Here is a 17,067-nt window from a genome sequence, read left to right as displayed (position 1 = left end):
ACATTTCCATGCTGATCACCCTGTGTTCTCCTGCTCAAAAAGTGAGCAGAAGCAGTTGAACACCTGGGTCAGTTTTCAGTCGGCAGAACAGCCTCTACTGGGTCAGTTTTCGGTCAGCGGCAACACTCACGTCATCCCGCCAAGAATGTTGAGTGTTATCAGGGATCAAGGCCCCTGCGACCTGTGAGGGTTGTCCACTAACGCGGGACTGGCGGCTCTTTACGACCGGGAGCTTGGGCATCTCATGATCTGGCCTCCTGAACACTTCCGAAGACGTGGGCGGGTGGAGGCTGCGCTGGCTGACGAGACCAAAGCCGCGAGATCCTGAGTCAGGTGAAGGCAGTGAAGCGATGACCGGGGCGTGCCTGACTGTCAGTCAGGTGCAGTCCATTCCGTGGGCTGCGGCACCATCATCGGCATCGCTGTTGCTGGTGACTTTTCGGTGTTTGTCACGCCGATTGTCACGAGGGGGAATGCCGCAAAGCCTTGTACGAATTGGGCTGCAGCGGCGGTAGGAGCGCCCGTCTCTTTCCGGAAGAAAGAGACGGGCGCAGGTTGGCGCAAGGAAATGGCCAAGCGGATAGGTTGCTGCAGGGCAGCTATGAAAGGGGATGAGTTGCCGCAGTGGGCACACTGGTAAAAGTAGGCATCCATCACATCGCTGTGACCGTGCGAGCCGCCGGACGCTAATCGCACTTTGGGAGAACCACCACGGTGTGGCGTAGCCTTAAAGGTTCTGGCTACCTGGGGTGCTGTCAACGACAGCGCTTTGCCCGATCTTTTCTACGCCTGTGGATAATTCGGGCCAAGGCTCGAATTTTCGGGAGTTCTGCGGCTGTGGATGAAATTATCCACCGGTGGAAATGGGTAGCTTTCCATGGATTCAGCTGTGGATTGGAGGTCTTTAAATTCAAGGTCCTTCTAAACAGGGCGGCTTTGCCGCCTTGTTTAGAAGGACCTACGAGGATCGAACTAGCGAGATTGCGACGACGTCTTTATTACGGTCTTTTAATCTTGATCATTGATCACATTCGACTTGATCAATCGTCCCCAAAATCAACGGACAGGAGGCGGAGATACGTATGTCGCCCGTATTCAGGGGACGAAGTAGATCCGCTTTAGAAGTTTCTGGATTTCAGGGTCGGTATAGCGGTCGCGTGCGGTCAGCAAGAAGTCTAGAAGTACATCGTCCTGGGTGCAGGGAAAGACTTGGCGAAGATTGAGTGGGGATTGCCACTCAGTATGATTAACTAGGCGAAATGCCACATAAATGCGATCTGCTGCTTTGTTACCCGCTTCGCCCCAACCTGTGGTGAAAAAGCTCGCGCCTTGGGCCTTTGGCCGAGCGCACTGCAACCATGACGGGGCAAGTTCTGCATCCTCCAGTAGGTCGTGCCGCTCTAAGCCACCCAAGCCATAGATAACTGGGTCATCGGAGGCCACGGCACGCGTCATTGACATCGCACCGGTTGAAGCGTCCGTGGTAAAACGATGAAGCGCGAAAAAAAGCGCCACGTTGATGTCGTGCGTAACGTCCAAGCCAACGCTAGGGAGTCCATAGTGCTGGGCAGTCGCTAACCCCCAAAGACGATATCCATAGCTACACCGGAAGTTTTCGGTAGCCCGAAGGAGTTCTTCGCGTCGCGAAGGGTAGGTCTTAGAAAGGTATTGCACATGCTGCTCCATGAACAGGTCAAGCAGCCCAGCCCATGCCTCAAAAAAATCAGGAAAATATATGTTGTCACGACTGGCCGACGGCAGGAGCGAAGGCTCCTCGACGGTCGCGTCACCGTAGAGCCGTAATCGGTCATCGTGGGAGCGTGGAAGTTGATATTGACGCACCTGTCCACGCCAAACACCGCGAATGCTTTCAGTGTTCACGACAGACTGCGCAAAGTTGGCCAGTTCCTCAACGGAATGAACATCAATTATGGGGATGCGCCGATAAGGTACGCGCAGATATTTGCCCGAGCCTAGGTTCTCGATCGGGGACGGGGGGAAACTCTGCGTTTTTCCGTAGACCGCTGCGCCCAAGGCGGGCGTCCGACTCCATGCATTTCCGTGGTATGCGTCTCGATAAACCTGGTCGTTTTCGGGGTGGTTGACCAAGCTTCTGTCGCATGCAGGGGAGATGCGATCGCCACGCCAAGACGTATTGGTCAAATGCGGGCTAGGAACGATTTCGTCAGCGAATTCCATCGAGTATGACCCTCATCTGGTTGTTGGCGATATCCAAGAGCTGCGGGTCAATTGGCGGGACGGCGCAAACATTAACGGCGCGATAGGACAAGTCGAGGTCCTTTGTTCCAGGGGCACCCCATCGCAGTCCAACCTCCAATCCGAGAAGGTAGAAACACAGTGCCTCTATCACTCCAAATAATCGGCTGTCCGCATAGGGCTGGTGAAATATGGTTGGTGCCCCACCGGTAGTTCTCTTTGCCTCTACTCGGAGATGATGCATGCTCGCCGGTGTAGCGTAGGCATCCAACGCGATACCCATTAGGCAACGCAGAGGGCCTTGAATGACTTCAATAGTCGCCGCGTGGTCCTCAATGATTAAAACGCGCTGGTTTGGAGGGAGCCCTGCCACCAGGCCGGGGGCGGCGGATCGAATCGTTGGCCGAACGCGCAACGCTTCCAAAAAGGCAAAGCTCTCGTTTCGAATCTGAGGATCCACGGATCGTGCCAACGCGAGCTTTGGTATCGGAACTCGATAACTCTCGATAAACCAGTCGACGAGTTGCATAAATACAGACTCGAAGTTCAACACATCCTCGAAAGGCATGAGCAATACTGTACTAGGTTGATCGCCTGGAGCCTCGCGCCCCTCAATTATTCTGGTGGCAGCTAGGATTGCTTGTACCGAAGTCCATGCGTTCAATTCGCCAAGAGCAGCGGCGCATACCTTTCTAGGAAATAAAGTATCTGAGGATTCCTTGCTCAAATTTTTTACCATCTTTGCTCAAGCCATTAGGTCGACTTATTACGTTACCACATCGCAATGATCCTACCGCCAAGCCCAATGCTTGACGATTACAAATTCAGTCGAAATTTTTAACCCTTGGAAACGGCCTCATTCAAAATCCAACGGAGTGCATTTCTTGTCAGTAATTGATTCCGAGATGCCAATCTCGGTCGGTGCAATTACCAGGAGGGCGAGCGCTTACTCGGTTGCACCACGTTTTGCTTTTAAGCGAGTGACGTTCGGTCCGGTCTGGTTCGCGAATTCGTGTGGAGTGACATGCTCCTGCCGGTTGGCCTCCAAGTACCGGCTCCACCAGTTCATGATCAGCCTGCGCTCCTCGATGAACTCGGCCTTATGGATGTAAGCGGCGCGGACGTTGTTGCGTTCCTTGTGGCTCATCTGCCTTTCAATGGCTGTCTCGGACCACAGCCCTGACTCAATCAGCGCGCTACAGGCCATCGACCGAAACCCGTGCCCGCAAATTTCGGCTTTGGTGTCGTACCCCATCTTTCTGAGTGCGCTGTTCACCGTGTTTTCAGACATGGGTTTCCAGGGCTTGGCATCGCCTGCAAACACCAGGTCGAATTCGCCGGTGAGGGCGTGGATCTGTTCAAGCAGGGCCACGGCTTGCGGCGATAAGGGTACAAGGTGGATGTCCCCGGTCATCTTCGTTCCCCTTGTTGAAAAGGGTACTCCCTCCAACGCGGGTCGAGTGTCCGGTATCTCCCAGGTGCCGCGCTTGAGGTCGAACTCGCTCCAGCGGGCGAAGCGCAGCTCACTGGAGCGTACAAACACGTGCAGCGACAGCATCACCGTCAGGCGGGTAAGTGCCCGGCCTTTATAGGTGTCGATCCGCTCCTGCAGTTCCGGCAGTCGCGATAAGGGTAGAGCGGGGCGATGTACCACCCGCGGGGCTTTGATCGAGCCTTCGAGATCGTAAGCAGGGTTTATGGTGATAAGCCGGAGGCGCTTTGCCTCGCGCATGATGCTCTGCAGGTAGTTTTGTACCCTTAAAGCAACGTCGATCGTTCCGCGCTTCTTGATCGCTTCCAAGGGCTGCATGAGGTCATGGGTGTCGAGGTCGACAATGGCGCGTGCGCCGATCAGCGGGAATACGTGGGTTTTGAGGCGGCTCATCACTGTCTTGGAATGGCCTGGTGCCCACTTGGCCGACATTTCCGTATGCCAGTCGAGCGCAACGCTTTCAAAGGTTCTGCCTTTGATTACGGCTTCCGCCTTGGCTTGGTGCTTGGTCTCTATGGGATCAATGCCATCCGCCAGCATCCGCTTCACTTCCAAGCGCTTGCGGCGCGCGTCGGCGAGGCCAATGACGGGGTAGTTGCCGAACGAGGTCAGTCCTTCGCGTCCGTCAGGTTTGACGTAACGGAGCCGCCAGCCTTTGCGGCCATTGGGTTGGACTAGGAGGTAGAGGCCATCGCCGTCGAAAAGCTTGTAGGCGCGGTCTGTAGGTTTTGCCAAGCGGCAAGCTGCGTCGGAGAGCGGAGCTGTGGTGCGCGACATAAGGGTACTCCCTTTTATCGAAGTGACCTGTATCCCAAACTCTACCCTTAAAACTGTTGGAATCCACCAGTTTCTGACGGAAACCGATGGAACGCCAAAACGAAAAAACCCGCCAGAAGGCGGGTTTTTCGGGGGTTCCAGAGATTTTGAAAGCTTTCTCTGGAGCCTTGTATGGTGCCGGCACCAGGAGTCGAACCCGGGACCTACTGATTACAAGTCAGTTGCTCTACCAACTGAGCTATACCGGCGTGTTAGGGCGACGATTATAGCGATTGAAAAGGTTCTGTAAACCCCTGAATTCTGACTATTTTTCAGAACACGGTTTTTCCCCTTCTGGTCGTGCGTTCCAGCGGTTTCACGAAGGCGGATGAGGGCCTGTGCCCAGGCCCTGGGGTGGCGTGAGGCTTGATACGCAGAAGGTATCAAACCGCCCCTTGATCAGTATTAAACAACACCGTTGTTCGTTGTTAAGTTGAGGTGGCACTCAATGAGGAAAAGCCCATGAACTTCGCAGGAAAAACCGCCGTTATCACCGGTGCAGGCCGTGGCTTGGGTTTTGTCTACGCACAGGCGTTGGCCCGGCGCGGGGCTAATGTGGTGGTCAGTGATATCGGCGCCGATCACCTCGGTTCGGGGGGCGATGATGCCGTCGCCCAGGATGCGGCGCGGCGTCTGCAGGCTCAGGGGTTGAGCGTGGTTGATCATCAGGGTGACTTGTCCAGCGAGCAAGGTTGCCGGCAGTTGGTCGAGGTGGCCATCGCCGCATTTGGGCAGTTGGATATCCTGATTCATAACGCTGGCTGGGTGGGTTATCAAGCTATTGAGCAGGCGGACGCGGCGTTTATCGGGCGTGCGCTGGATATCAATGTCTATACGCCCATTTGGCTGTGCAAACATGCCTGGAAGCACCTCAAGCAATCGGCGGCGGCGCGGGTGGTGCTGACGTCTTCTGATCGGGCGATGTACCAGCAATATGCCCAGCCCGGTCTGGTGGCCTATGCGGCCGGGAAGATGGCGCAGTTGGGCATCATGAATGCCCTGAGTATGGAGGGCGCTAAAGACGGGATTTTGGTCAATGCGGTCTCGCCGGTGGCCAAGACGCGCATGTGGGGGGTTGATGGCGAGCCGGATAATCTCAAGCCTGAGTGGGTAGCGCCCGGGGTGGTGTTCCTGGCGTCGGGGCAATGCCAGGACACCGGCTACATCCTGCGCGCCAGCAACGGTCAATTTACTGCGACGCGGTTTGTCGAGAATCCGGGGGTGGACTATCCCGTCGACCTGGCGCGGGTCAGTGCGTCCAGTGCTGAGCAGGTTGCGCAGCAGTGGGAGCGGATAAAAGAAAGCCACTAAATTGACGGCTGGCCGTTCGTCGCAATCATTATGATAAAAAACACCAAAATAATGACACTCTCCTAGTCCTGTCACACACTGCGTGAACAACAAGTGCGCCCATGCCCAGCAGGAGGCGCCGTGACAAGGGAGGATGGGCTGTGAGCCAGGCCGACGAACGTTTTGCAAAGAATTTTGCCAGTCATGATCAACCGATGACGTCGACGCTGCAGTTCTTCGAAGATACTCCCCTCGACGACGCGCCTTCCCCCGCCGAACAACCCCGTCCAACCGTCATGCCAGCCTGCCGAGCGCAGGTTGTGGTGCTGGTGTCGGTCAATGGTGGTGTGGGGCGTAGCACCCTGGCGACGGCGCTGGGCAGTGGCTTGCAACGCCAGGGGCGGGCGGTGACGGTCCTGGAGCTGGACCCGCAAAACGCCCTGCACCTGCATTTTGGCCTGCCCCGCGACAGCCCGGGAATCGGTCGTGCCAGCTTGTGTAATCAGGCCTGGGATCAACTTGTCCAGCCGGGCTTCTGCGGCAGCCGGGTGCTGGTGTTTGGCGAGACCGACATGCAACAGCAAGAAGACCTGCAGCGCTGGCTCAAGCAAGACCCGCAGTGGCTGGCGCAGCACTTGTCGCACCTGGGCTTGAGTGAGCAGGACACGGTCATCATTGACACTCCCGCCGGCAATAACATTTACCTGCACCAGGCATTGCACGTCGCCCATACCGTGGTAGTGGTTGCCCTGGCAGACGCTGCGTCGCTCGGCGCGCTGGAGCAGATGCAGCGGTTACTGGCGCCATACCTTGCGCGCCCGTCGGCGCCGCGTTGCCACATGTTCGTCAACCAACTGGACGAGGGCAGCGCGTTCAGCCTGAATATGGTGGACTTATTCAAGCAACGCCTTGGGGAAGATGGCCTGGAAGTGATCCATCGCGATCCGCATATCAGTGAGGCGCTGGCCTTTGGCGAGGACCCTCTGGAGAGGGATGCTGCGAGCATGGCCTGTGACGATATCCAGGTGCTGTGCCAGCGATTGGATGGCGCTTGAACCACGTCTTATACGGCTAACCGCAGATGCTTATGCACAATCGGTTGGTTGTACAGGTATGGAAACAGTCATTTTGTGGAGCTGTTCTCATTACGCTGCAACTGCCTGTTTTGCGTGCGTTTTATTTTGTGAACAAAAAATGACCAGTCAGCATTTTGGCCTGTGGAGCCCGTAAATACGGGGGCTTCAAAAATTCCATCAACAGACTTATCCACAGGCTGCCCTGCCCTTTAATCGCGCTCGGCGAGCACCATCAGGTTGCGCGGTGTCAGGGAGGTTTCGCAGAAGTGGCCGACTTGAGCCTTGTAGCCGTTTTCTTGCAGAAACAGTGCCCGATCCAAAACCAGCCACACTTCCAGTGGGCGGCGAAACAGGCCACGCACCAACTCCAGGTTTCGTACCTGTGCCAGGCGTTGCCAGCCGTGCTGCTCCAGGGTTGGCCAATCCTGTTCGCCTGTGGATAACCCCTTGAGCGCCGCCAGGTGCCGGCAGTAATCAGCGAAGGGCCGATTCAGCCATTCGCTGGGCAGTGACGGCGTGGGCAGGTACTCATCACACCCGCGCAGTTGCCGCTGCAACTGGTCGAAGCCCAGGCGCCGGGCCATGGAGGTGTCGCGTTGCAAGCGCACCCGCGCGCCAGCGGTGACGGTTTCGCTCAGGGGCAGGCCAAGATCTTCGCGCGATAAACGCAGTGCCGAAGCGCGGGCCGGGGTCGACAGCGCCTGGTACTGCTCGCTGCCGATGCGGTTGTAACAGCATGGCGCCACGGCTAGGTGCATGCAGCCGGCGGCGCTCGCCAGTTGCAGCAGGCGTACGTGCAGATCGCCGCAGGCATGCAGGGCAACCGGGGTGTGTTCGTGGGTGAGGTGTTGCGCGGCATCCTCGGCCATCACATCTTGCTCGCGATGCAGCGCTGGCAATCGATGGTGATCACTGAGGGCTTTGCCCGCGGCAACCAGCGCGGGATCGTATTCCAGGCAGGTCAACTCTTGCCCCGGTTGCAGCAGCCGACGGCCGAGGTGGCCTTTGCCGGCGCACCAGTCGAGCCAATGGCCGGGGCGCTGGGCAAACTGCAGGGCGGCGCCAAACGCCTCGATCTGCTGCCATTTGCGCCCGGGTACATCCACATTCAGGCGCGACGGCGGCATATGCAGCGCGCCTGACGGTAACTTATCCACAGCACTCAAGCGCGCGGCCAGTTGCGCCCAGTGGGGAAACGGCGCCGGTGCTTGTAGTTCAGTGGGCAGGTTGTGGCTGCTTTCGGCCTCTGCCAGCGAGCGCTGTCGCAGCCATTGGGCCAGTTGCGGATGCTGGGTTTCCCAAGGCAATTGCAGATGGGTAAAGGGCCGTGGTCGCCACAGCCCTTGATGTTCGCTGAGGAACGCATCCAGCGCGAGGAAGCGTTCCAGCAGGCGCTCGCCCGTCAACCCGGTATCAGCGGCCCTGGCAGGCATCGACCCGCAACCAGCGTTCCAGCAGCTTGAAGCCGCGCACCAGTATGTAGGCCATCAGCAGGTAGAACATCCCGGCGGCAAAGAAGATCTCCACCGGCAGGTAGGTACGAGCAATGATGGTGCGGGCCATGCCAGTCAGCTCGAGCAAGGTCACGGTACTGGCCAGGGCACTGGCCTTGAGCATCAGGATTACTTCGTTGCTGTAGGCCGGCAGGCCGATGCGCGCGGCACGCGGCAGGATGATGTAGAACAGCGCCTTGGGCTTGGACATGCCCAGCGCCCGCGCCGCTTCGATCTCACCAGGCGGGATGGCCTGGATCGCGCCACGCAGGATTTCGGCAATGTAGGCGGCGGTGTGCAGGGTCATGGTGACGGTGGCGCACCAGAACGGGTCCCGCAGGTAGGGCCACAGGGCGCTCTCGCGCACGGCGTCGAATTGCGCCAGGCCGTAGTAGACCAAAAACAGCTGCACCAGCAACGGTGTGCCACGGAAGAAGAAAATGTAGCAGTAGGGCAGGGTGCGCACGTACCACAGGCGCGAGGAGCGGGCGATGCCCAGGGGGATCGCCAGCAGCAGGCCAGCGATCACCGCGATGGCCACCAGTTCCAGGGTCAGGGTCGCGCCCTGGGCCAGTCGTGGCAGCCACTTGATGATCACGGCCCAGTTCAGGCCCAGGTCGAAATGCGACAGCCAGCTATAGTCGCCGTTCATTGCGTGCTCCTCGCAAAGCCGCGAGCGGCGCGTTTTTCCAGGAAGTACATGCCGGCCATGGCCAGGACGGTGAGGCCCAGGTACATAAAGGCCGCGACCATGAAGAAGGTGAAAGGCTGCTTGGTGACGGTCACGCCGATTTGCGCGTGGCGCATGATTTCTTCCAGGCCAATCACCGAGACCAGCGCGGTGTCCTTCATCAAGATCATGAACAGGTTGCCCAGGCCCGGCAGGGCGATGCGCCACATCTGCGGCATGATCAGCCGGGTGAAGATGCGCAGCTTCGACAGGCCCAGGGCAACGCCCGCTTCACGGTGGCCCTTGGGGATCGCCAGGATCGCGCCACGGAACACTTCGGTGGCGTAGGCGCCAAAGCACAGGCCCAGGGCGATCACCCCGGCGGCGAAGGCGCTGAGCGACAGGTCGGGGTTACCGAAAAACTCCCCCAGGGCCCGCATCATATTGACCGTGCCGAAGTAGATCAGCAGGACCCACAGCAGTTCGGGAATGCCCCGGACAATCGTCGAATAAGCGCCGCCAAGCCATTGCAGGAACTTGTACGGGGAAGTCTTGGCCAAGGCGCCGGCCAGGCCGAGCACCAGCCCCAGGCATAAAGCCGTGAGCGCCAGTTTGACGGTCATCAGCGCGCCGGCAGCGAGTGCGGGGCCGAATCCGTAGAGATCGAAATTCATGGTTTTTTCATATCGCGCAAGGCATTGCGAAAAGCCGGCGCGCTCATGCGAGCGCGCCGGACTGGCCCATCAGGATCATTCGATGCTGAAAGGGAAGTACTTGTCGTTGATCTTCTTGTAGGTGCCATCGGCCTTGATTTCCGCCAGGGCCTTGTTCAGGCGCTCGCGCAGTGGGTCGCCTTTACGCACGGCGATGCCGATCTTGTCGCTTTCTACAACCGGATCGCCTTTGAACTCATAGGCCGAACCGTCTTTGCTCTTGAGCCACTCGTACTGCACGTACTTGTCGGCGAGCATCCCGTCCAGGCGGCCGGAAGTCAGGTCGAGGTAGGCGTTTTCCTGGGTGTCGTAGAGCTTGGCGGTGGTGTCTGGCAGTTTGTCTTCCAGGTAGGTACCGGCCAATGTCGCGCGTTGTGCACCGATGATCTTGCCTTTGAGGTAGTCGGCGTCGGTCTTGAAGTCTTTGATGGATTTTGCCGCGATGAATTGCAGCTTGTTGGAGTAGTACGGGTCGGTGAAGTCAACGGCTTGCTTGCGCTCGTCGGTGATCGACAGCGACGACACCAGGAAGTCGAACTTCTTGGCGTTCAGGGCCGGGATGATGCCGTCCCAATCCGAGACATACACTTCGCACTTCTCGACTTTCATCTTGGCGCACAGGGCGTCGCCGATGTCTTTGTCGAAGCCGACAACGTTGCCGCTGGCGTCTTTATTGTTGAAGGGCGGGTAGGCCGCTTCGATCCCCATTTTCAAAGTCTCGGCCATGGCCGTGGCGCTGAATGCCATGGAAACGGCGGCGGCCAGGAGGAATTTTTTATAGTTCTGCATGCATGTTGCTCCGTTAGCGGTTGCTGGACATGAATTGTTTGCAGCGCGCCGAAAGCGGGTTCTCGAACACCTGCTGTGGCGATCCTTGCTCTTCGACCAGGCCCTGGTGGAGGAACACCACTTCGCTGGACACTTGGCGGGCAAAGCCCATTTCGTGGGTGACCAGCAGCATGGTGCGGCCTTCTTCGGCCAGCGCGCGGATCACATTAAGTACTTCCTGAACCATTTCCGGGTCAAGTGCCGAAGTGGGCTCATCGAACAAAATGACCTTGGGTTGCATCGCCAGGGTGCGGGCAATGGCCGCGCGTTGCTGCTGGCCGCCGGACAATTGCGCCGGGTAGGCGTGGCGCTTGTCACCAATACCGACCTTGGCCAGCAGCGCCTCGGCTACTTCGATGGCTTCGGCCTTGCTCTGGCCGAGCACGCGGCGTGGGGCCTCGATGATGTTGTCGAGGATGCTCATATGTGGCCAGAGGTTGAAGTTCTGGAACACAAAGCCGATTTCGCTGCGCAGGCGATTGATCTGCTTGCCGTCGGCGGCCATCAGCTCGCCGTTTTTCGCGGCCTTGAGCTTGAGCTCTTCGCCGGCCACCAGGATCTGGCCCTGGTGCGGGTTTTCCAAGAGGTTGATGCAGCGCAGGAACGTGGACTTGCCGGAACCGGAGGAGCCCAGGATCGAGATCACATCGCCGTCGCGAGCGGTCAGCGAGATGCCTTTTAGCACCTCAAGCTCACCATAGCGTTTATGCAAGTTGCGGATTTCAAGCGCGGGCGCGGCCAAAGCCATGAGCGGTCCTCATTGTGTTCATTGCGTTCCTGCTGTTGGGTCGCCTTCCTGGCGTGGCGCCAAGCTAGCATAGCGTTCGGATGACAGCCAACAGCGCCACGGGCGTTAAACAGACAGTGTGTGACAGGTTGTCGCATCGGCACAGCAGCGTGTCGCGCCATCAACAACCGAACAGCCGTTTTAACCGATAAACCCGTGGCAGTCGCGTAAAAAAGGGCGCGATGGTGCCAGCTTTGGTCGGGTGTTGGAAGGGTTAAACGGGTAAACGGTGCCTATCAGCCCTTTAATTGGGCGTCACTTACTTTCTGTGTGTGTTTTTGGTGCGCTCATACGTTCTGGAAGTGAGTCGGCTGGTAACGTTGTGGCGGATTGCCAGTAATCTCAATGGCTTGCGAGTGCTAGAGGATTGTCCTACAGGCCGCGTCAACCTTGGCTTTGTAACATTTTGGCGCAAATCTTGCGTAAAAAATAAAGAACGCCCCGTTTGTTTCTTTTCACGAAGTGGCAGCAGGCCGGGTGGACCGTATTCGCAATTCCTCGCAAAGGTGTGTCAATGAGTAGTACGCAAAGCTCCAATGACCTCGAACAGGGGCTCAAACCGCGTCACGTCACCATGTTGTCGATTGCCGGCGTGATCGGCGCCGGTTTGTTTGTCGGCTCCGGCCACGCGATTGCGGCAGCCGGGCCCGCCGTGCTGCTGGCCTATGCGGCGGCCGGTACGCTGGTGGTGCTGGTGATGCGCATGCTGGCCGAGATGGCCGTTGCCTCTCCCGACACCGGTTCTTTTTCCACCTACGCCGACCGGGCCATCGGCCATTGGGCCGGCTTTACCATCGGCTGGCTGTACTGGTGGTTCTGGGTGCTGGTCATTCCCCTGGAAGCCAACGCCGCCGCAACCATCCTGCATGCCTGGTTCCCCGATGTGGCGATCTGGGCGTTCACCCTGGTCATTACCTTGCTGCTGACGGCTACCAACCTGTTCAGCGTGAAGAACTACGGCGAGTTCGAGTTCTGGTTTGCCCTGATCAAGGTGGTGGCGATCATTGGTTTTGTGATCCTCGGCGTGCTGGCGATATTCGGCTTGCTGCCGGGCAGCCAGGTCAGCGGCGTATCGCATCTGTTCGACACCCAGGGCTTTTTGCCCAACGGTATGGGCGCGGTGTTGGCGGCAATCCTGACCACCATGTTCTCGTTCATGGGCACTGAGATCGTGACCATCGCGGCCGCAGAATCGAAGAACCCTGGCCAGCAGATCACCAAGGCCACCAACTCGGTGATCTGGCGGATCGGCTTGTTCTACCTGGTATCGATCTTCATCGTCGTGGCCCTGGTGCCGTGGAACGATCCGACCCTGGCAGCCGTAGGTTCCTACCAGACCGTGCTGGAGCGCATGGGCATCCCGAATGCCAAGCTGATCGTCGACCTGGTGGTATTGGTTGCCGTGACCAGTTGCCTGAACTCGGCGCTGTACACCGCGTCGCGCATGCTGTTTTCCCTGGGGCGTCGTGGTGATGCACCTGCGGTGGCCAAGCGCACCAACAAGAGCGGCACGCCTTACTGGGCGGTGATGTTGTCCACAGGCGCGGCATTCCTCGCGGTATTCGCCAACTACGTGGCGCCGGCGGCGGTGTTTGAATTCCTGCTGGCCAGCTCCGGCGCGATTGCGCTGCTGGTGTACCTGGTGATTGCCGTGTCGCAACTGCGCATGCGTCAGAAACGTACGGCGGCGGGCGAGAAAATTGCCTTCAAAATGTGGCTGTTTCCGGGCCTGACCTACGCAGTGATCGTGTTTATCGTCGGTGCGTTGACCATCATGCTGTTCCAGGAAGCGCATCGGGTGGAGATCATCGCGACCGGCGTGTTGAGCTTGCTGGTGGTGGTGGCGGGGTTGCTGGTAGCGAGCCGGCGCAAGGCCCGCAACCTTGAGGCTGCGGTGCTGAATTAATCAGCACCCCCTCAGCAGGAGCCGGCGCCTGGTGCGCCGCCACCTTGCTGCTAACGCCACAAAACACTGTAGGAGCGAGCTTGCTCGCGAAAAACATCAACGATAACGCGTGCTGCCTGAGTAAACGCGTGGTTCTTGAGTTCTTCGCGAGCAAGCTCGCTCCTACATGGGTTTTGTATTAATCCTGCGAAGTGGTCAGTGCCTGCGAGGCCGCCACCTTGCTGCTAACGCCACAAAACACTGTAGGAGCGAGCTTGCTCGCGAAAAACATCAACGATAACGCGTGTTGCCTGAGTAAATGCGTTGTTCTTGAGTTCTTCGCGAGCAAGCTCGCTCCTACATGGGTTTTGTATTAATCCTGCGAAGTGGTCAGTGCCTGCGACGCCGCCACCTTGCTGCTAACGCCACAAACCACTGTAGGAGCGAGCTTGCTCGCGAAAAACGTCAACGATAACGCGGGCTGCCTGAGTAAACGCGTGGTTCTTGAGTTCTTCGGGAGCAAGCTCGCTCCTACATTAGGTTTGTATCAATCTTGCGAGGTTGCCAGGGCTTGCGAGGCCGCTACGTAATCGGCCTGGAACGCGGGCGATTCAATCCATGCCAGCGCCGCTGCTTCATCGTCGCTGTCCGTGGACCACTGCCGATATTCGATCAGCGCCGCCAGGATAAAGTCTGTGGCGTTTTCTTCGCCTTCCTGTTCCAGCACCAACGCCAGCAGCGGATGCGCCAGGAATGCCGCACACAGCGCCTGCTGGCTGGTCTCGCCGGCTGTGCGCATCTCCACGAACAGTTCGGTCAAGTCCACCGACTCAAGATCAATGCGGTCGTCATCGCCGGCAAATGCATCCTGCTTCGGCGCATTGGCGCGCTGGGTGCGGTTCTGCTTGGCCTTGGCTTTTGCCCGCTGGGCGCGTTTTTGCTGCTTGTCTGGCGAAGCCATGGGCTCACGTCCTTGGTTCAGGATCTGGGTGGCGTATTGAAGCGCAGGTCGGGCGAAATCCCAAGGGTTTCTACAGTCGCGCTCCCGGCGTGTCGGCCGCGAGCTGGCCGTGTTGCAGCCACGCCAGTGCAATCGGCCATAAGCGATCTTCATATTCACTACGGAAAAACGCGAAATGCCCGACGGCTTCTTCGCCAATATCCCTCGGCGCAATCCGCAAGTGCGTGCGCTCGCTGGCCTGGAAGTAATTCAGCAGACGCTCAATGGCGGGTACCGTGCCAAACGGGTCGTCGCTGATGCTGATCGCCAGGATCTGTGCCTTCACCCGGGCAAAGGGCAGCTCGCCCAACGCGCGCCCGCTAGGCCGTGTCTGGTAGGTGGGCGTGGGCGTGCTCCAGTCGCGCACGACACCGGCAGGTGTGTCTTCCAGCCAGCCCAGGCGCTTGCCCGGGAAATACCCGCATACGGCGGTCACCAGCGGCATCACCAGATGCCACTTGGCAAACATCCGCCAGCGGCCGCTCGCTTGATAGTCACGCCAGTACGCAAACTGCGCCCCCACAGTCACCAAGCGCCTGATCGCCGCCCCCGACGCCCCGAGCCCGGCCGCACAGCCGCCGAAGCTGTGGCCGACTACATCAATGGGTTGCCCGGCAAACTCTCGCTGCGCACGCTGCAAGATGGCCTCGAAATCCAGCCGGCCCCAGTCCGACCACGAGGCCTTGAACCCACGCAATGAGCCGCTGCGCGATTCGCCAATGCCGCGATAGTCGTAGGTGATCACATCAAAACCGTTGGCAAACAGGTAGTCGGCAAAGCGCGAATAGTGCCGGCAGCGCACCGAGGTGGCGGCGTTGATGATCACCACCGGGCGTGCGATATCGGTGCGGATATGGCGCCAGGTGAAGCCGCCGATGGGGTAGCTATCGGCGGCGGGCTCGCGGAATGCCTCGGGGTGAAGGCGGGTGGGCAGGTTCATGACGGGCCTCGATCCATGCGCTTTCGATGGGGCATGGGCTGCCCGTGCGCAGTTTTTATTGGGAGTTGACGCTAACAAAATCGACGGGCAAAGGCCCGTAATCTTTAAGTGTGAATGCCGATCGGTGGTGAGGGATTGTTGCATTTGGTTCAGGCGTGATTCAGCCGTGCTGCCGGCAATATACGCCAGCATTTCCCCCGGCCTGGCAGGTTAAAGCATGGAACACCGCACGCGTTTTCGTCTGGAGGCCCTGGGTATTTTCCTGGCGGCCTTGTTGCTATTTACGCTAGGCATCTGGGACCAACAGCCGCAAGGGTTTGACGGACGCTGGGCGGTGTTCATGCAGGAGATGTTTCGCCACGGTGCGAGATTCTTCCCCACCACCTACGGTGAGCCTTACCCGGATTACCCAGGTACCGCGACCTATTTCAGCCTGCTCTTTGCCCGGCTGTTCGGTGCGCCCAACGACCTGGCTAACGTCTTGCCCACTGCCCTGGCATCGGCCGGGGTCATGGCGCTGATCTACCGTTTGCTGGTGCCTTCGGGTCGGGCGTGGGCGTTGCTGACGGTATTGCTCACGGCGTCGACGGCGCAATTGCTCGAGAAGTCGCGCTCGGTGTGTCTGGATCAGATGGTCTCCCTGCTGTGTCTTGGGTGCTTCTACCTGCTGCATACCGGCGAGCGTTTGGGCTCAAAGCTGCGTCAATACGCAATCTTTCCCTTGTTCGTGGCGGCGTTTGCCATTCGGGGCCCTTTGGGGCTGATCGAAGTCTGTGGGGTGGCCTGTGTGTATTGGGTGCTGGGGCCTGCTGGCTCGCGAGAAGAGAAGATTCGCTTACTGAAAAAGGTCGTTGCCCACGGCGTAATCGGCCTGGTCCTGCTTCTGGCCTGTGGGTGGGTGCTGCTGAAGCTGGCGCGGATCAGCGGTGGTGAAGGGTTTGCCGATGAGGTGCTGAAGATGCAGGTGGCCGGTCGCCTCGATGAGAGCGGCGAACCGTTCTACTTCTACCTGCAACTGAGTCTGTATCGTTATTTCCCGGTGATACCGCTGGCGCTCGCGACGTTGATTGCCCTGCGTCACACCTGGTCGACGCGCAATGACGATGCCGATGTGCAACTGATGCTGCGCCTGGCTGGTTGTGGCTTGATGATCCTGCTGGGGTTGTCGGTGCCGAACTTCAAACGCGCCTACTACATCGTGCCCATGGTCCCGATGTTTGCCGCTGTGGCGGCCTATGGGCTGCTTCAGGCCCGGGGTTGGTTGCTTGGCGTGCGTCGGGGTTATGAGTGGCTGGTGGCGATCCTGCCGCTGCTGGGGGCTGTCGTGGTAGTGGTCTGCCGGCAGCTGTGGAGCAAGCATGGTTACTGGCCGGATGTTTCGGTGCCGGGGCTGATTGCGCTGCTGATCGTCCTGCAACTGGCGGCGGTGCTTGCCTGGCGCCGTTGGCGCGGCCGCGTGGGAGCGCGATTGGTGGTGCTCAGCCTGATTGCTCTGGCCACTCAATGGCTGGTACTGGTGACGGTCGTCGAGCCGGCCAAGGATCTGCAGTTCGACACCAAAACCTTTGTGCGGGCGGTGCAGACCCTGCGGGCCGAGAACCCCGGGCCGCTGGTGTTTCTCGACCTCGGCAAGGACACCTGGGCCATTCGCTACATCATGAACCTGGACCATGACGAGCAGCCGCTGTTTGTCGGGCGTGACGACCTTGCGCAACTGAGCGCGCTGCCGCGCTCGTCCTGGCTCATCGTCGCGCGCAAGGAAACCCAACTGCTGCAGGGCACGCCGCTGGAGCACCTGGCTCCAGCGTTCAATGGGCGGCTCAATGACAAACCGCTGCTGGTGTTTCGCGTGCCGTGATC

The 17,067-nt window shown here is 59.0% G+C and carries 15 protein-coding genes and 1 tRNA gene; 5 read left to right on the top strand and 11 right to left on the bottom strand.

The window, feature by feature from the left end; genetic code table 11:
• Positions 1-187 (top strand): PTS sugar transporter subunit IIB (locus FIV38_RS30140; protein ID WP_211368512.1); only part of this gene is annotated, 187 nt, incomplete at its 5' end.
• Between the two features lie 908 nt (positions 188-1,095).
• Here FIV38_RS30140 and FIV38_RS26750 read toward each other — a convergent pair.
• From FIV38_RS26750 to FIV38_RS26735, 4 genes are all read right to left on the bottom strand, one after another.
• A complete protein-coding gene (locus FIV38_RS26750; RefSeq protein WP_092232772.1) occupies positions 1,096-2,199 on the bottom strand; it encodes an FRG domain-containing protein in 1,104 nt (367 codons plus the stop codon).
• A complete protein-coding gene (locus tag FIV38_RS26745; RefSeq protein WP_139273541.1) occupies positions 2,186-2,944 on the bottom strand; it encodes a hypothetical protein in 759 nt (252 codons plus the stop codon). Before FIV38_RS26745 ends, FIV38_RS26750 begins: the two co-directional genes overlap by 14 nt.
• 219 nt (positions 2,945-3,163) lie before the next feature.
• Positions 3,164-4,486, bottom strand: a complete 1,323-nt coding sequence (locus FIV38_RS26740) for a tyrosine-type recombinase/integrase (RefSeq protein WP_092232778.1) — start codon at positions 4,484-4,486, stop codon at positions 3,164-3,166.
• A gap of 172 nt (positions 4,487-4,658) precedes the next feature.
• A tRNA-Thr gene (locus FIV38_RS26735) sits at positions 4,659-4,734 on the bottom strand.
• 253 nt (positions 4,735-4,987) lie between these two features.
• Between FIV38_RS26735 and FIV38_RS26730 the strand changes: the two genes are divergently transcribed.
• Together FIV38_RS26730 and bcsQ are read left to right on the top strand one after the other, a co-directional pair.
• Positions 4,988-5,836: an SDR family NAD(P)-dependent oxidoreductase gene (locus FIV38_RS26730; RefSeq protein WP_092232781.1), complete on the top strand. Its 849-nt coding sequence runs from the start codon at positions 4,988-4,990 to the stop codon at positions 5,834-5,836.
• 194 nt (positions 5,837-6,030) lie between these two features.
• Positions 6,031-6,870: a cellulose biosynthesis protein BcsQ gene (gene bcsQ, locus FIV38_RS26725; RefSeq protein ID WP_092237264.1), complete on the top strand. Its 840-nt coding sequence runs from the start codon at positions 6,031-6,033 to the stop codon at positions 6,868-6,870.
• A gap of 230 nt (positions 6,871-7,100) precedes the next feature.
• Here bcsQ and FIV38_RS26720 read toward each other — a convergent pair whose 3' ends face one another.
• The 5 genes from FIV38_RS26720 to FIV38_RS26700 form a co-directional block, all read right to left on the bottom strand.
• On the bottom strand, positions 7,101-8,324 hold the full coding sequence (locus FIV38_RS26720) for a methyltransferase (RefSeq protein ID WP_092232784.1): 1,224 nt from the start codon (positions 8,322-8,324) through the stop codon (positions 7,101-7,103).
• On the bottom strand, positions 8,305-8,994 hold the full coding sequence (locus FIV38_RS26715; RefSeq protein WP_092237266.1) for an ABC transporter permease: 690 nt from the start codon (positions 8,992-8,994) through the stop codon (positions 8,305-8,307). Before FIV38_RS26715 ends, FIV38_RS26720 begins: the two co-directional genes overlap by 20 nt.
• A gap of 38 nt (positions 8,995-9,032) precedes the next feature.
• Positions 9,033-9,728: an ABC transporter permease gene (locus FIV38_RS26710; protein WP_029295857.1), complete on the bottom strand. Its 696-nt coding sequence runs from the start codon at positions 9,726-9,728 to the stop codon at positions 9,033-9,035.
• Between the two features lie 75 nt (positions 9,729-9,803).
• Positions 9,804-10,556 (bottom strand): ABC transporter substrate-binding protein, encoded by a 753-nt coding sequence (locus FIV38_RS26705; RefSeq protein WP_057437113.1) that lies wholly within the window; start codon positions 10,554-10,556, stop codon positions 9,804-9,806.
• Positions 10,557-10,569: 13 nt separating this feature from the next.
• Positions 10,570-11,343, bottom strand: coding sequence for an ABC transporter ATP-binding protein (locus FIV38_RS26700; RefSeq protein WP_029295861.1), 774 nt, complete (start codon positions 11,341-11,343; stop codon positions 10,570-10,572).
• A gap of 553 nt (positions 11,344-11,896) precedes the next feature.
• Here FIV38_RS26700 and gabP point away from each other — a divergent pair.
• A complete protein-coding gene (gabP, locus tag FIV38_RS26695; protein ID WP_092232787.1) occupies positions 11,897-13,288 on the top strand; it encodes a GABA permease in 1,392 nt (463 codons plus the stop codon).
• Positions 13,289-13,814: 526 nt separating this feature from the next.
• Here the strand turns inward: gabP and FIV38_RS26690 are convergent.
• Positions 13,815-14,228 (bottom strand): hypothetical protein, encoded by a 414-nt coding sequence (locus FIV38_RS26690; protein WP_070996150.1) that lies wholly within the window; start codon positions 14,226-14,228, stop codon positions 13,815-13,817.
• Between the two features lie 70 nt (positions 14,229-14,298).
• Positions 14,299-15,207: an alpha/beta hydrolase family protein gene (locus FIV38_RS26685; protein WP_092232790.1), complete on the bottom strand. Its 909-nt coding sequence runs from the start codon at positions 15,205-15,207 to the stop codon at positions 14,299-14,301.
• Between the two features lie 217 nt (positions 15,208-15,424).
• Here FIV38_RS26685 and FIV38_RS26680 point away from each other — a divergent pair, with 217 nt between their 5' ends.
• Positions 15,425-17,065 (top strand): ArnT family glycosyltransferase, encoded by a 1,641-nt coding sequence (locus tag FIV38_RS26680; protein ID WP_092232793.1) that lies wholly within the window; start codon positions 15,425-15,427, stop codon positions 17,063-17,065.
• Positions 17,066-17,067: the final 2 nt, after the last annotated feature.

Source organism: Pseudomonas proteolytica (assembly GCF_007858275.1).
Classification (GTDB): domain Bacteria; phylum Pseudomonadota; class Gammaproteobacteria; order Pseudomonadales; family Pseudomonadaceae; genus Aquipseudomonas; species Aquipseudomonas proteolytica.
Note: the sequence above shows the minus strand (reverse complement) of the source record. Positions and strands in the feature narration are given on the sequence as shown.